We start from the raw sequence: 15345 nt of genomic DNA on the forward strand, positions 1-15345 counted from the left end.
AAAATGACGAAACACTGGCTCAAGACCTATGACGCGGGCGTTCCGGAAACGATCAATGCCGATGCCTACCCGTCAATTGTGTCTTTGTTCGAGGACTCCGCAGCCAGATACGCCGATCTGGTGGCGTTTGAGTGTTTTGGACAAACCATGACCTATGCGCAGGTGGACCAGGCCAGCCGGGCCTTTGCCGCCTGGTTGCAAACAGAACTGGGTGTGCAAAAGGGCGACCGCATCGCTTTGATGTGTCCGAATATTTTTGCCTTTCCGGTGGCAATGCTGGGCATCCTGCGTTCCGGCGCCTGCCAGGTGAACGTCAACCCACTCTACACCCCGCGCGAGCTTGAGCATCAGCTGAATGACTCGGGTGCCGAAACCATCGTGATCTTCAGCGGATCGACCCCGGTTCTGGCCGAGATTGTCGCCAACACGCCGGTAAAACGGGTGATCTCGGTTGACCTTGGCGATGGGGCTGACCTGCCGATCCCGTCCCCCCAGGTGGATGCGCGGCTCAGCAACGTCACCCCGATGGCCGAGGCGCTGAGCCAGGGGGCAGGGAGGACCTATGCCGATGCCGGTCTTGGCGGCGAGGACCTGTTGTTCTTTCAATACACCGGCGGAACAACCGGTCCCTCCAAGGGCGCGGTACTGAAACATCGCAATGTGGTCGCCAACCTTGAGCAATACAAAGCCTTCCTGCCCGAGGCGTCGGTCCCGACCAAAGAGGTCATGGTCGGGGCCCTGCCGCTCTATCACATCTTCGGCCTGACGATTTCGCTGGCCTATATGTCCCTGGGCGGCCGGGTCGTGCTGATCCCGAACCCGCGCGACATTGACGCCTTTCTTGACGCTATCAAAAACGCCGGGATCACCGTGTTTCCCGCAGTGAACACGCTGTTTGCAGGTTTGGCGATGCATCCGGGCACCAAGGACGTGGACTTTTCCAAACTCAAGGTTTCGATCGGCGGCGGTGCGGCGATCATTGAAACGGTGTCTGACAATTGGAAGGCCCTGACCGGTCGCCCGATCACCGAAGGTTACGGTCTGTCCGAAACCGCCCCGCTGTTGTCGATTGTCCCCATGGGCGTGGGGAAATTCACAGGCTCTTGCGGATTGCCCGTGTCATCGACGGACATCAGGCTTTTGGATGAGGACGACAACGAGGTGGCCATTGGCGCACGTGGCGAGATTTGCGCCGCAGGACCGCAGGTGATGGCGGGCTACTGGAACAAACCCGAGGCCACCGCCGAGGCGTTCACCGCCGACGGGTTTTTTCGCACGGGCGACATCGGCGTGTTCGACGGGGATGGGTATCTGCGCATCGTCGACCGCAAGAAGGACATGATTATCGTCAGCGGCTTCAACGTCTTTCCCAATGAGATTGAGGCCGTGGTCACGGCGGTCGATGGGGTGGCCGAATGTGCTTGTGTCGGCGTGCCAGACGAAAAGACAGGCGAAGCCGTGAGCGTCTTTGTGGTCAGAAAACCGGGCGCTGAGGTCACTGATGAGGCCATCCTGACCCATTGTCGCAAGGAAATGACCGCCTACAAGGTGCCGCGCAGGATCACCTATGTCGATGAGTTGCCCAAGTCCGGCGTCGGCAAGATTCTGCGCCGTGAGCTGCGCAAAGCAAGCGCATGAAGGCGGTTGCCCCACATCCGGCATTGGCATATGCCGTCATGGCCCTTGGGGCGATAGGGCTGACGCTGGGGGACTTCTTTATCAAGAAATCCTCGATCGACGGTGTTTCGATTGCGGCCCTGCTTTTGTTTGCCTGGCCTCTGACCGCAGCAAGCTTGGTTTTGTTGGCAAAACTGCAGGGGGGGATCCGGCATCACCTCTATCCCCATGCGCCCCGCAAACTGTTGATCCGCGCTGGCCTGCTGCTGGTCATGTCGGTGCTGAACATCTCGTCACTGTCGCTCAATCCCTACGGGCAGCATGCCATGCTGTTCCAGTTGTCCCCGGCCTTTGCCTTGTTGATTGGCGTGACCTTTCTGGGAGAACGGCTGACAGCGCATGTGGTTCTGGTGTTGCTGGCCTGCCTTGTCGGGACATGGTTGATCCTGAACCCGGGGCTGGGAGGGATGGCAGTTACTTTGCTTTTGGCGGTTGCCGCGGCGATATCGAATGCCATGACAAACGTCTATATGGCGTCAAACCGCGCGGCGGCAACGCCGATCGGCTTTACCTTTTGGGCGGTGAACGGAGTTGTGCTTGTGGCCGCAGCGTACTGGATTCTGGCAGAGCGCACCCTGCCGCCGCTGTCTTCGCAACTCTGGATTCAACTAAGCGCGATGTGTGCGGTTTCAGGGATCGTGCTGGCCAGTCTGGCCATGCAACTTGCCGGCAGTGATATCGGCAGAGTAACCATCATGCTTTATACTCAGATGCCGGTCGCTTTGGGGCTGGGATGGCTTGCATTCTGTGAACGACCCACAATAGTGGCCATGCTGGGCGGCGTGCTGATTGTGCTCGCCGGTGCCTCCATTCCGCTCGTGGCGGTATACAAAACCGAAAGGACGACGGCATGAGAAAACCGGACACCGACAGCTATCGACCCACAAAACAGGCACGCAGCGCCCGGTCCGAGCAACTCTTGCTGGATGCCGCAGAAGCGCTTTTTGCCGAACAAGGATTTCAGGGTACCAAGGTGACGGACATCATCGAACGATCGGGCTGTTCGATCGGAACCTTCTATCACCGGTTTGGCGACAAGGAAGGTTTGGCGCGTGTGCTCATCCATCGCTTTATCGAAGATGGCACGACCATGATCGACGCCCTGGACCTGAGCCGCTCAAAGTGCGGTGATCTGCCGGGAATGCTGCGTTATCTAGCCGGAGTTCTCTACGACACAATGACCGACAAGTTGGGCGTCTACAGGGCGTCGCAGCGGTTGAACTCGCTCGCCTCCAAAGGTGAGGTGAACACCGCCGTGCTGGTAGCCCCACTGGCAGCTCACGTTCTGGTCCATGCCGCCGATTACAGCGACGAGATCTCGGCCCCGGACGGTGAGGCAGCGTTGCGTCAGGCTCTGCAGCTTATTGTCATGATCACATGGCAGACTCGTTTGGGCGCCGGAACTCTGTTTCCAAAGGACAGGGGCCCACTCATTGAGATGATGGTCAAGTCCGCGATGGGGCTGTTGAAAGAGGACGCCAAGAGATGAACGAGATCACGGTCTTCACCGCCAAACGTGTCCACACGATGAGCGACAGCGCGCCAACCGCGACGGCTGTGGCGGTGCGTGACGGCATTATTCTCGAAGCGGGCACGCTGGAGAGCCTCGCGCCCTGGCTCGAGGCGCATCCTCACAGGATCGACACCCGTTTTGCCGACAAGATCATGATGCCGGGGTTCATTGATCCGCATCTGCACCCCTTTATTGGCGCCGTCCTGTTGCCGACCGCCTTTGTCACCGCGTTCGAATGGAAAGTGCCTGGGCAGGATGTTCCGGCAACACGCGGCCACGCAGAATACCTTGAGGCTGTGCGCGCGGCGGTGGCCAGGGACGATGGCTCAAAACCAATTTTCGTCACTTGGGGCTATCATCAGATCTGGCACGGAGATGTCACGCGCGAAGAGTTGAATGACATCTCGGCTGACAGGGCAATATTGGTCTGGCACCGGTCGTTTCACGAGATCATTCTGAACGACGCCGCCATCGACCGTCTCGGGATCGACCGTCAGATGATGCAGGATCACCCGCAGATCAACGCCGAAACGGGGCGGTTTTCCGAAACCGGGGCCATGGTGGCCATTGATGGGTTGAAACCCATCCTGTTTTCGCCCGACTGGTTTGGAGCCGGGCTCTTCAGGCTGCATGAGGTGCTGCATGCGGGAGGCCATACAACTGTGGCGGATATGGCCTGGGGCATGTTCGACTACGAGATGGAATGGGCGGCCTGCGTTCAGTCGATGGAGGTCGCAAATCCCCCCTATCGCGTGATGATGGTGCCGCGTGGTTTGCCCGAACCGGAATTGATGGGCAATCCCGAAGATGCCTTTGCCCGGGTCGATGCGCTCACTGATCGCGGCACGGACCGGCTGTTCTTTGATCGCCATGTCAAATTCTTCACCGATGGCGCGTTCTTTTCAGAGCTGATGCAGTTGACTGATCCGGGCTATATCGACGGCCATCACGGAGAATGGCTGACCGCGCCGGATCAGTTCGAGGCCATCGCGCGCCCCTATTGGAATGCGGGCTATCGCATCCATGTGCATTGCACAGGCGATCTGGGGGTAGAACTGGCGCTGGACGTGCTGGACAAGCTCCAGTTCGAGCGCCCGCGCGTCGATCACCGCTTTACGATCGAGCATTTCGGGGTTTCAACCGAAGATCAGGTCCGCCGGATCAAGGCTCTGGGGGCGATTGTCTCGGCCAACGTCTATTATCTGCACGAGCTGGGCGAGGCCTATTGGCGCAAGTCCATAGGCCACGAACGGGCTAGCCAGATGGCGCGGCTGGGGTCTTTGGCGCGTGCAGGCGTGCCCTTTGGCCTGCATTCCGATTTCACCATGGCTCCGGCGCATCCGCTGACCAGCGTCTGGGTAGCGGTGAACCGCTTTGCGGAATCCGGCGCGGTCCTGGGTGAAAATGAGCGGGTCAGCGTGCATCAGGCACTGCGGGCGATCACCATAGATGCGGCCTGGGTGATGGGCCAGGAAAACATGATCGGGTCCATCCAATCTGGAAAAAAGGCAGACTTCACAGTGCTGGACGAAGACCCTTACGGGGTTGATACTGCGCGGCTCAAGGACATTGCAATCCATGCCACCGTGTTTGAGGGGGTCGCGCACCTACTGGACAAATGACAATACCGACCATCCTAGTTTCAGGCTATCTGGGCGCCGGAAAAACCACGCTGATCAACGCATTTCTACACGATCCACAAGGACTTAGGGCAACGGTTCTGGTGAACGATTTTGGTGCCGTGAACCTTGACGCCGATCTGATTGAGAATGCTGATGGGAACACCATTGCTTTAACCAATGGATGCGCGTGCTGCGCCATCGGTGACGATCTGCTCTCCGCCGCGCGACAAGTGGTTGAAAGCCCCGAGGCGGCGCGGCCTGATCTGGTTGTCGTGGAGGCAAGCGGTGTTGCCGAACCAGCCCGTATGGCGATGCTCTTGCGCGGAGTAGCGGGACTTGCCCCAGCGGCGATTCTGACGTTGGTCAACGGATCGACAGCCACCCGGAACGCGAAGGATAAATTCGTCGGCCGCTTGTTTGTATCGCAGATTAACAATGCACATTTTGTTGCGGTGAACCGCACCATGGGGCACGAAAAGGTGGTCAGCACACTCGTGGCACAACATGGGCTCTTTGCCGTTCAAGTAACAACGCTGATGGATGCCGTGAATGCCCAGTTGGCACTTTCCAGAACACGTGCCGGGGTGGCAACGGAGCCCCCCGAGTTTTTCAGTCGCGTAATTGACCTGCCAAATCCCGTGTCAGAGGCCGCGGTGGTGACATGGTGTGAGAACCTGCCTGACCATATCCATCGGGTAAAAGGACTTATGCAAACCACCAGCGGTCTGCGAAAACTTGACTATTGTCAGGGCAAATTCACTCTGGTTCCCGCTGGGGCGAGGCTGAAATCCGTCCCCCAGCGGATTGTTCTGATCGGAACGCAAAAGATAGACACTTTACAAGATTTCATTACCTCGTGAGCTTCTCGGGCGACGGGCGCGGCAAGAGGGTAACTCAATTTTCAAGTTAGTTGTGGCCCGAGTCTGTTCATTTTAAGAATTTGGACTGAGGTTTTTTGGACATTTTTGCCCGATAGTCACTCGATCCAATTCGTTCCACAAGTTTCTAACGCCTGTTGCGAGACACCACTTTAGTCGTACTCAAGGGTTCAATCGATACTTTGTCCGTGTCTCGAAGGTCTATGCAGCCGGCAGTGAAAGCTCTGTATTGGTTTGCGCCGCAGCGGCGACCAAGAACGACTGCTTCGGTGACCCACGCCGCATCGCAACGAAAAGTGCGCCGCGGCTGCGAAGTCCTGCTGCGTCAGCAAAGTTCTCAAATCCAATGTCGACTTTGTCCCGCATTCCTGTCGCTCGCCACCTGAAAATGCTGCGCGATGGACGAATGGCCGGTATGGTGAAGCTGCACCGCGGCGATCAGCCAGGGACTGAACGGCAGGTCTGGGCCGTCACCGGCGTCCAAGTCGACCCAGTCTTGCCAGCTGCGCCAGCATTTTTGACCCCGAGTCTGCGGATCCCGTGCCTCCTGCGGAACCCGTCTGCCCCATGCCTTGCCTCACGGGCATCTGCTGCACGCCGAAGAACTGCCGCGCCCTGAGGGCTGCGTATTCTGCGCCACTTGCGCCTCCGATCAGGTAGCGATTGTAGGCCTGCTGGCTGCCCATTGCGGCGCGGGCAAAGCTGTAGCCGCCGCCGAGACCACCGGAGAGGGCGGGCATCATAATATTTCCGGAGATCGCGCGGACGATGAAGGGCGTGGCAATGATGAAGCCCTTGGCCATGAGCACCATCATGAAGAAGGGAATGAGCGCGCCGATGTTAGAGGCTCCCTCCGGGTCGCCGAGTTCGCCGATGAGGGCAGAGGAGACGCCCGTGATTGTCGCGAACACACCGGCCACGACTATGGGGTAGAGCGCGAAGGAGACAAGCGCCGACAGCCAGCGCGCGAAATAGTCCTTGGTGACCTCGAAGAGGGTCAGGAAAATCATCACCGGGGCGATCCCGATCAGAAGCGCGATCATCAGTCGGGAGGCCACGAGGATAAAGGCGGCCAAACCGCCCAGGATCGAGAGCAAGAGGACCCCGACAATGTCGAGCATGGCGCCGGCCATCCAGTTCAGCTCAGACCCGGCGGCGTTGAGATAGTCCCCTAGTTCCGCGATCAGCCGGTCAAACTCTTCGGCGAAAGTTCCAGAAGGGCCAGGAGTTCCACCACCGACCGAAGCCACGAGCGCCCCCGCAATGCTGTCGATCCCGGCCAGGATAGCGGAGGAGAGGGCGTTGAACTGCACCCAGTTGGTCGCGAATATTCCGATCAACCCGATCTTGACCGCGAGCCAGAAGGCCGTGCGCCCGTCCATCGCCTTGTACTGGTAGATCATGTTCAGGAAGACGAGAATCACCACGAGCGTTGTTCCCAGGACGAGAAGCGTGCCGACCGTTGCCGCGACCGACCCGAACTGGGTTTCTGCTGCGGTGTCGAGATAGCCCTGGGAGGTTTCAACGAAATAAGTGACGACGCTCATAACGGGACTACCCTACCAATTGCCTGCAGCTTCGCAGATGGCTTTGGCGGCAGGGCGGACGGCGCTGGCGCGGCGGTTGTAGGCGTCCGAGGCCTGCAGCATTTCCCAGCGTTCGTCACTGGCGTGGCGCTCACGAAACACCGCCTCGGCAGCGTCCCAAGAGGGGAACCGGGTTTCACAGTCGCAGCTTTCGGTCTCGACGATGCGCTCGAGATTCCGGGCGCGGTAGATGTCTTGAACCAACACGCGCTGATAGGCTTGGCGCAGGGGGATCTCCTGCTGTCGCGTTGCCCTTTAATCTGAGACGCGACGCGTTTGGCGACAATTTTTGCCCTTAATTGTGAGATACGGCTGTCATGGGGCCCCTGTTTCTCGCGCACCTTTGCGCGATGTGATCAACCGCGGCAAGCAATCGAGGCTCCTTCTCGAAGGCGCGCAAGAGAGCAACCCTTGCATAGTCGTCGATGCTTTTGCTGACGATGGCTGCCTTAGCCAAGGGATGAGATCGAGCGGCGGCGATTGCGGCGAGGCAGAACAGCCTAACTTCCGATCTGGGGTTCTGGACAGCGAACGACGGATCCCCGCGGAAGGTTTTGAGTGACATGGCAAAGGTGACTGCGCGCATTGCGCGCCGAAGTTGCTTGGGGCCGCGCGAGCGCGCGGCGCACTCAAGCATCTCTGCCCCGCGGCGCGCTCGGTATATCAGTTTTCCAGATATTTGTTCCTCACGGAGTTTGCCAAGGGTCTGCACAAGTCTCGTCCCGCAAACTTGGCAGTCAAATGCCCAGGCCCGCCTCCAATGCCTGAGCGAAAGACCCTCTCTGGCGCATTGCATGCAATGCTGGAATGGCATCTGAGCCGTCAGCGAGGCTTCTCGTGGGGTCATTGCCGGAAAGGTCAACGATCGCACAAAATCTGGGTCGACTCGTGCGGCGTTGGCAATCCTCTCCGCCGTGGCCGCGTCGACACTGAAGTCCAAGGCGGTGCCATGCGCGGTATCAATTTTGATATGAGCCAACAGTTCCGCGTCATCGCAGTAGTTGGCCGCCGCCAGCCGAGATAACCAACCTGACAACAACTCGTCTGGCAGCGGCGCGACAGTTTTCGGCAGCGGGTGCGGCTTCACACCCCGGACTTCTCGAGTCGCCGATAGGCGTTCGCATGGCGCGACCAAACCGGCGTCCATTTTGCGATCGCGTCATCAGTGATGCATTCATCACCTGTGACAATGGCGTCGATGGAAAGATCCTTGATCAGGGCGAAGATGCGCGAGGTCACCCCACCGGTCAGCGCAAGTATCTGCTTGAGTGACTTGACCTTCAGATTGGATTTCTTCTCGAGGGGCATTGCCGCGATGAGTGTCTGGATCATGTCCGAGAACTCGGCATCGTCGCGCCAGTTTGGCAGGTGATGTTCGTCCAGCCGCCTGGCAAGCTGGATATCACCACGGATGGCATCAACGGCCTCGCTGACCCCGAGGCAGACCAGCGACACCTCGAGTTCATTGCTAAGATACCGCAGAACATTGAGAAAGCGGCGCTGTTCGCGGTGGGTCCCGGCCAAGAGGTTGTGAACCTCGTCGATCATGATCATCCGAAGGCCAAGGTCGCGCAGGAGCGCGATGACGCGGACTTCGAGGGAAGCCACATTTTGAGCGCGGGCGCTCAGTGCCGTCGCCGGGGCGCCGACGGCGGCCAAGATGTGCAGGTAGAACCGCCGTTCGTCTGGTGCGGGCGGCGCTTGCAACAGCAGCAGCGGTGTGCGAGTGATGCCTGACGCCGGATCGTATTCTGGTGCGTATTTGCGCGACAGGTTTCGGGCGATCATCGTCTTGCCGATCCCGGAGGCACCATGCACAAGAAGCCCAGGCATACGGGTTTGCCGTGGCGCTTCGATCAGACCCTGCAAGCGGTCCAACACCTGTTCCGCCCGCGGAAAGCCGATCCAGATATCCGATTGAATGAGGGCGATCCGACCGTCTTCCTCAGTTGTCCTTGCCCTCAATTCACCATCTCTCCACCTTGAACAATGGGCGCGATGTATCACCAGTGTCGATCGGGCGCAGCCCTTCGGTTGACGAGACGGCTGAGTTGGCGCCCTCCAATGTCACTTTTCTTTCACGGGTTCTGCGTTCGGCCTTCGTCAGGCCCCGGCTTTCAGTCTCGATTTGGCGTTGCTTTCGGATCAGCTCAGCCAGCACCAGCTCGTTGGACCCGGACTTGCCAAGGGCCCGAGCCTTCCTCATGGCTTCGCGATATTCCCAGAGCGAGACGGGCGGAATTTCCAGGTTTCTGTACCGCGCCTCAACATATCGGCCATCTTCCAGTTCAACCCAGATCATTGAGATATCGCGAGGATCGTAGCGAACAACCACCTTTCCATCGCCGCGTCCAATGTGGCCTGCAAGGGCATCGGACCAGTACCGTATCTGGAACAGATGGATGCCGTCACGCCTGACATTGCGCAGTTCGCTCGGCAGGAAACTCACCTGAAAGGCTTCCATCTCGAAGGGGATGTCGCCCGTCATTTGCTCTGAGAGCGCTTCCCATTTGGCAACGGGCGTACAGCCAAGGCTTGAATGAATGCTGTTGTTGTAACGGCAGATTTCGAGAGCAAACCAATGATCGAATTCGCTCAGGGTCATCGTGGCCTGGCCTTCGGCGTCATAGTCGCCCTTGGCCGCGATTGAGGCTTGCGTTGTTCCCGGCAACAGGTGAACGGCCCCCATCATCGTCCCGATCAACCGTTCGATGTGACCCCCGAAGTGAGGACTTCCCGGCGGCCGATAGATCAAATCAATCCCCCATTCCGCACATGCCGACCGAAAGGCCCGCGACCGGAAATCGCGGCCATTGTCGACATGGATGCTCTGCGGTTTGCCTTGTGCGGGCCAAGGACTGTTGCACGCCAATTTTGCCAGAAGTTCCGCCTTGGGGGCCACCGCCTGTGTCAGGCAAAGCGCCACTGACAGACGCGAAGGTGCCTCGAGAGAGGTGAAATATCCCGTTACCATCCGCGTTGCGATGTCGATCGCCAGCGTGACCCAAGGCCGCCCAATTGGTTGGCGTTCAAAGCTGTCGACAAGAATGATGTCCGCCGGCGTATGATCAATTTGGACGATCTCCAGTGGCACACTGGCCTTGTTCTCACCTGTGACTGGCGCAAATTTCTGGCGGGCAACCTTTGCGCCCTCTCGTGCCTTCGCAACTTCGCGGGCATCCATCGCATCCAGACGACGCTGAACCGTCCGCCGTGTCGGCGGTTGCAAGCCCTGCTGCCAGCACGCGCTGCGGATTTCGGTCACAACACGCGACAGGCTGGATCGTTCCCGGCGCAAGAAATAACGGCGAAGATGCTCTTCGATCACCGCTTCGACCTTGCTTGATATCAAGGCCGTACCGACTGGACGGCCCCGTTTCCGCGGAGCCAGCGCGCTGGTGCGCCCACCCTCTTCCGCCAGCCGCTTTATCCAACGCCAGACCGTCGCCCTGCTGACACCAAGCTCCCAAACGGCGTCATTGATGCCGCTCTCCAGACTGCCAGCCCCATTGAGATATGCCTGAACAAGCGGACGTAGCACGGCGGCCCTGCGCGACTCTTCAGCACCAACTGCAACGGAGGCTTCGCCATCATCATCCATCGATATTTGCCGCACATGTCTGTGAACCCTGTCTCAGGTTTAAGGGCAAGAATATCGGAATTAAAGGCAAAATCTCATATTTAAGGGCAAAGGACAGCCGTTGATTTCGTTGGATTTCTCATCTCACAATTAAGGGCTACGCGACACCAGCGGGTCTTTCAAGACAACGTTATCCAGCATGGTGTCAGCCAGCAGCCGCTTGAGCTTGGCATTCTCATCTTCCAGAGCTTTCAGCCTCGCGGCCTCGGAAACCTCCATGCCGCCATACTTGGCCTTCAGTTTGTAGAACGTCGCCGGGCTCAGGCCGTGCCTACGACACACCTCCGCTGTCGGCATCCCCGCTTCCTGTTCCTTGATCATCCCGATGATTTGCGCCTCGGTGAAACGGCTCTTTCGCATTCGTCTGCTCCTTTAGAGTTGGCGCAGACTCTACACTACGGTGAGGGATTTTGCGGGGGGCAGGTCAACAGAATGCGCCTGTTCCAGCCGACGCGGTTCGATTAGGGTCGCGCCATGGATCAGGATTTCGACGCTTTCGATGCGCTGTTTCTCGTCGATGTTGATGACGAGGACGGACGCCACGACCAGACGCTCAGCTTCAGCCGAAGCCCCACGGTGCTGCTGACCTTTGCCGCGAATCGCTTCACCCGCGCGGCGGCCCGGCGCTATTCCGAGATATTCGGGATCGGGGCGGTGGATTGGCGGTTACTGGTCATGCTCACCCGCCGCCCCGGCGCGACCGTGACCGAGGCGGCGACCACGATCGGGATCGACAAGGGCGCGGTCAGCCGCTGCATCGCACGGCTGGAGGCCAAAGCCTTGGTGGAAAAGGGCGATCTGCACGCCAACGGACGCAGCCGGGGCTGGTGGCTGACCGACGCCGGGCGCGAGTTGCATGCCCGCATCCTGCGCGAAGCGCTGGACCGGCAGCGCGTCCTGTTCGACGGCTTTTCACCTGACGATATCGCCGCCTTCAACGGCTACCTGACCAAATTTCTGGGCAACCTCGACCGGCTGAGCGAACCCGACTGACACCAAACAAAATCGGGCCGCCGGGGCGCGTGGCTCAGTCCCGCGCGACGATGTTGATCGTCTGACGCCCCAGCCCCTCGATCTCGCCCACCATCGTGTCGCCGGGCTTGAGGAAGCGGTTGTAATGCGTGCCGTTGCCCGCGGGCGATCCGGTGCAGATCACGTCGCCCGGCATCAGGCGGCTGTAGCGGCTGATGTATTCGATCTGGCGCGGAATATCGAATATCATGTCGGCCGCCGCCTCGTCCTGCATCACATCGCCATTGAGCGAGAGTTTGAGCGTCAGCGCCATCGGATCGGGCACGAAGCGGCGCGGGACCATGAGCGGGCCAAAGGGCAGATACCCCGGCTGGCCCTTGGAGCGCATCCAGTCGGTGCCGAGATTGGAGTAATCCTTGCGCGCGATCAGGCTGCGCGAGGTCACGTCGTTCACGATGGCATAGCCCGCCACATGCTCCATCGCCTCGTCGCGGCTGACCTGCCATGTGGGCTTGCCGATGATCACCGCAAGCTCCAGTTCCCAGTCGGGTTTCTCGTCATAGTCCGGCACGGCCAGGGGATCGTTTGGCCCGGCGATCGAGGACACGGGTTTGAGGAACACGTAGGGTTCGCCTTCGCGCGCGCGGGTGTCCATCATGTCCTCGGCCCAGCGTCGTAATCCTGCCTTGTCCAGCCCCTCGGGTCCGACGTTCATGTCGAGCGTGAGATCAACCACATGCTTGCGGTAGTTCGCCCCGGTGCAGAACACCTGACGCGGCAGGTTCACCGGCGGCAAAAGCTGCGCCTCGTCCATATCGCGAAACGGCGCGGCAGTCGCGTCGAGGCCCGCGACGGCCTGCGCAAGCTCTCCCTCGGCCACGGCCCAGTCGTCCAGCAGGTCGCGCACAGTGGCTCCCGTACGGGCGGGCAGCACATCGGCCAGCGGCGCGATCCTGTCGCCCAGCACCACGGCGGCACGGGCACCATCGGTCGTTTGCTCGGTGGCGAGCGCAAAGGTCTTGTCGGTCATCTTCAGTCCAGTCTGTCAGGAAATTGTCGCCGCGCCCGACCCGGCGGTCAGCGTCGGCACGAGATCGTCATAGCTCACATCACCGCCGCGCAGGCCAAGCGCGCGTCGCTGCGAGATCACCCGCTCCACACCGGCGCGGTCGGGGGTCAGGCTGTCCGGCAGGCTCGCGGCAAAGGCCTCGGCCACCGGCGCGGGCATCCCAGTGTCGGCAAAGCGCGCAGCGGCCCCCGGCAGATCGGCAGCGCCGAGCGCGCGCTTCATGGCGTCGAGCCACGCGGTCAGGTCGTCGACGCAACGCTCCAGCGCCGAGCGGCGGATGACCAGCCCCTGCCCCGGATAATCAGGGTAGCGGTCGTTGACCACGGCCAGCCGCGAGGCGCCCGCGTCTGCGGCCTGAAAGTCAAACGGCGGGCCAAGCAGCGTGGCTTCGCCTTCACCCGACAAGAGCGCCGCCAGACGCTCGCGTACGCCGCCCGCCGGGAGCAGGTCATAGTCGCCCTCGTTCAGCCCCTCTTCCGCCAACACCATCCGCGCGGCGACGACAAAGCCGTTCGCGGGCGCATCGACTAGCAGATCGCCGTCCCTGATGTCCGCAAAGTCCGTCACGCCGGGCCGCCCCATGAGCGTGAGCCGCGTAGTCCGTTCGATCTGCGCGACGATCGCGAAATCTGCGGACGCGTCGCGCAGGTTCCAGTCCATCACGTTGTCCATCGACGTGACGGCGACGTCCGCCTCGCCCGCCATGAGAGCATCGTATTGTTGGTCGGACGATCCCGTCAGACGCCCCTCAGGCCCGCTCTCGCCATTGAGACGGGCAAGCAACGCAACGGCGGGTTCGAGAAACCAGATAGCTTTCAATGTCATGTACCGTTCCCTGCTGAGCGTCTGATGTGCCAGTCCACGAAGGGTCGTGTCAGGCGGTTGGCGATGGCCGAAACGGCCAGCGATATGACTGCGATCACGATGATCCCCGCCAGCACGCGGGCCATGGAAAACGTGGTCTGGGCCTGCCGTAGATAATCACCCAGCCCGTCGGTGGAGAGAAGCATCTCGGACACCACAGCAAGCAAAAGCGCCACGGTGATCGACAGGCGCACACCCGACAGGATGCGCGGAGTCGAGGCAGGCAGGTCCATGAGCACCATCCGTTCGATCGCGGTAAGCCGCAGCGACCGGGCCACCCGGCTCTGGATCGGGTCCTGCACGCGCACCGCATCGATGGTGTTTACGAGGATCGGAAAGGCCGCGCCATAGACCACCACGACCAGTTTAGCCGAATCGCCGATGCCGAGCAGCATCATTGCCAGCGGGATCACCGCGATGGGTGGCAAGGGGCGCAGGAACTCAGTCAGCGGTTCAACCAGGTCAGCCAGCAGCGGAATGCGCCCGATGAAGAGCCCCGTGGGCAGCGCGATGGCCAGCGCGATGACGAAACCGACCAGCGCCCGTCGCAGCGTCGCCAGCGCCTGTGCGGCCAGCGTGGCGCGGTCGTTCCACAGCATGTCAGCAACGACCGTGGCGCGGGGAAAGACGAAACTGTCGGCAAGGATTGCAGCGATTTCCCACACAATGATCACGGCGATGAAAAATCCGATGCCGTCCCAGTTGAGGCGGCGCAGGTATGCAAGGGCACGGCTCATGCGGAGGCTCCCAGTTTGACCATTTCGACCTGCCAGCCTGCGACCAGCCAGCGGATCGCGGCGACGCCCATGTTAAAGACCAGCCCGGTCAGCCCTATAACTACCATCAGCGCATACATGTCGTCCCAGAGCAGCGAAAAGCCCGCGTTGAAGATCAGCGCCCCCAGCCCGTTGGTGCCCAGAAGCATCTCGGTCGCCACGGCGGACAAAAGCGCGATCGAGGCCGAGAGCCGTAGTCCGGTCAGCGCCTCAGGCAACGCGGCGGGCAGACGGATCATCCACATCGTGCGCCACGGCCCGATCCCGAAGGTGCGCGCCATCTGCATCTGCACCGGCTCGGGTGCGGACAGCGCGTTGGCCGCCGAGATATAGATCGGCCAGATGCAACCGAAAGCGATCACCAGCAGGTAAAGCCCCGGCGTCAGCCCGACCGCGAAAATCCCCACCGGGATCAGCGCGGGCGGTGGAATGGCGCGCAGGAAATCCGACATCGGCTCCAGCATCCGGCGCACGCGCGCATAGCGCCCGGCAAGGATGGCCAGTGCAAAGGCGATGGCCACGGCGACCACCAGCCCGGACAGGGCGCGCAGCACCGAAATCAGCAGATTGTCCCAGAAAATGGCACTCGTGACAAAGTCGATCAGGGCCGAGAACACGGCCCCGATCCCCGGCAGATATTCTGCCGAAACAACGCCCGAGCGGCTTGTCACCTCCCACAGGACGAGCGCGAGCACGATCCCGGCGAGGCGCCGAAGGCGAGAGGAGAGCATGGTCAGGCGCATCGGTC

The 15345-nt window shown here is 60.6% G+C and carries 15 protein-coding genes and 1 pseudogene; 6 read left to right on the top strand and 10 right to left on the bottom strand.

The window, feature by feature from the left end; all coding sequences use genetic code 11:
* Positions 1-3: 3 nt before the first annotated feature.
* From ACS3QZ_RS20195 to ACS3QZ_RS20215, 5 genes are read left to right on the top strand one after another with little or no spacing between them, the layout of a single operon-like run.
* Positions 4-1638 (top strand): AMP-binding protein, encoded by a 1635-nt coding sequence (locus tag ACS3QZ_RS20195; RefSeq protein WP_456039518.1) that lies wholly within the window; start codon positions 4-6, stop codon positions 1636-1638.
* A complete protein-coding gene (locus ACS3QZ_RS20200) occupies positions 1635-2531 on the top strand; it encodes a DMT family transporter (RefSeq protein WP_203199942.1) in 897 nt (298 codons plus the stop codon). The genes ACS3QZ_RS20195 and ACS3QZ_RS20200 overlap by 4 nt, the downstream gene beginning before the upstream one ends.
* Entirely contained in the window at positions 2528-3166 is a 639-nt protein-coding gene (locus ACS3QZ_RS20205; protein ID WP_456039519.1) for a TetR/AcrR family transcriptional regulator, read from the top strand. The genes ACS3QZ_RS20200 and ACS3QZ_RS20205 overlap by 4 nt, the downstream gene beginning before the upstream one ends.
* Positions 3163-4812 carry an amidohydrolase gene (locus ACS3QZ_RS20210; RefSeq protein ID WP_203199944.1) on the top strand — a complete coding sequence of 550 codons (1650 nt, stop codon included), beginning with the start codon at positions 3163-3165 and terminating at the stop codon, positions 4810-4812. Before ACS3QZ_RS20205 ends, ACS3QZ_RS20210 begins: the two co-directional genes overlap by 4 nt.
* Positions 4809-5672, top strand: coding sequence for a CobW family GTP-binding protein (locus ACS3QZ_RS20215; protein WP_203199945.1), 864 nt, complete (start codon positions 4809-4811; stop codon positions 5670-5672). The genes ACS3QZ_RS20210 and ACS3QZ_RS20215 overlap by 4 nt, the downstream gene beginning before the upstream one ends.
* A gap of 488 nt (positions 5673-6160) precedes the next feature.
* Here the strand turns inward: ACS3QZ_RS20215 and ACS3QZ_RS20220 are convergent, their stop codons facing one another.
* The 6 genes and pseudogenes from ACS3QZ_RS20220 to ACS3QZ_RS20245 form a co-directional block, all read right to left on the bottom strand.
* A complete protein-coding gene (locus ACS3QZ_RS20220; RefSeq protein WP_102859897.1) occupies positions 6161-7237 on the bottom strand; it encodes a TrbL/VirB6 family protein in 1077 nt (358 codons plus the stop codon).
* Positions 7238-7249: 12 nt separating this feature from the next.
* Entirely contained in the window at positions 7250-7483 is a 234-nt protein-coding gene (locus ACS3QZ_RS20225; RefSeq protein WP_456039520.1) for a hypothetical protein, read from the bottom strand.
* Positions 7484-7571: 88 nt separating this feature from the next.
* A complete protein-coding gene (locus tag ACS3QZ_RS20230; protein WP_456039521.1) occupies positions 7572-8363 on the bottom strand; it encodes a TniQ family protein in 792 nt (263 codons plus the stop codon).
* Positions 8360-9241 carry a TniB family NTP-binding protein gene (locus tag ACS3QZ_RS20235; protein WP_058243486.1) on the bottom strand — a complete coding sequence of 294 codons (882 nt, stop codon included), beginning with the start codon at positions 9239-9241 and terminating at the stop codon, positions 8360-8362. Before ACS3QZ_RS20235 ends, ACS3QZ_RS20230 begins: the two co-directional genes overlap by 4 nt.
* 1 nt (position 9242) lies before the next feature.
* Entirely contained in the window at positions 9243-10877 is a 1635-nt protein-coding gene (locus ACS3QZ_RS20240; protein ID WP_456039522.1) for a TnsB C-terminal domain-containing protein, read from the bottom strand.
* Between the two features lie 147 nt (positions 10878-11024).
* A pseudogene (locus ACS3QZ_RS20245) lies at positions 11025-11276 on the bottom strand (transposase); the annotation flags it as partial.
* A 114-nt stretch (positions 11277-11390) separates the two neighbouring features.
* On the opposite strand from ACS3QZ_RS20245, the gene ACS3QZ_RS20250 reads away from it, so the two are divergent.
* Positions 11391-11909 carry a MarR family winged helix-turn-helix transcriptional regulator gene (locus tag ACS3QZ_RS20250; protein ID WP_456039523.1) on the top strand — a complete coding sequence of 173 codons (519 nt, stop codon included), beginning with the start codon at positions 11391-11393 and terminating at the stop codon, positions 11907-11909.
* 34 nt (positions 11910-11943) lie between these two features.
* Here ACS3QZ_RS20250 and ACS3QZ_RS20255 read toward each other — a convergent pair whose 3' ends face one another.
* Genes ACS3QZ_RS20255 through ACS3QZ_RS20270 form a run of 4 tightly spaced genes read right to left on the bottom strand, consistent with a single transcriptional unit; the run spans position 11944 to position 15340 of the window.
* Positions 11944-12918, bottom strand: a complete 975-nt coding sequence (locus ACS3QZ_RS20255) for a fumarylacetoacetate hydrolase family protein (protein WP_456039524.1) — start codon at positions 12916-12918, stop codon at positions 11944-11946.
* A 15-nt stretch (positions 12919-12933) separates the two neighbouring features.
* On the bottom strand, positions 12934-13782 hold the full coding sequence (locus ACS3QZ_RS20260) for an ABC transporter substrate-binding protein (RefSeq protein WP_456039525.1): 849 nt from the start codon (positions 13780-13782) through the stop codon (positions 12934-12936).
* On the bottom strand, positions 13779-14558 hold the full coding sequence (locus tag ACS3QZ_RS20265; RefSeq protein ID WP_456039526.1) for an ABC transporter permease: 780 nt from the start codon (positions 14556-14558) through the stop codon (positions 13779-13781). Before ACS3QZ_RS20265 ends, ACS3QZ_RS20260 begins: the two co-directional genes overlap by 4 nt.
* Positions 14555-15340, bottom strand: a complete 786-nt coding sequence (locus ACS3QZ_RS20270) for an ABC transporter permease (protein WP_456039527.1) — start codon at positions 15338-15340, stop codon at positions 14555-14557. The genes ACS3QZ_RS20265 and ACS3QZ_RS20270 overlap by 4 nt, the downstream gene beginning before the upstream one ends.
* Positions 15341-15345 lie beyond the last annotated feature (5 nt).

The sequence above is a fragment of the Shimia sp. W99 genome (genome assembly GCF_053851455.3).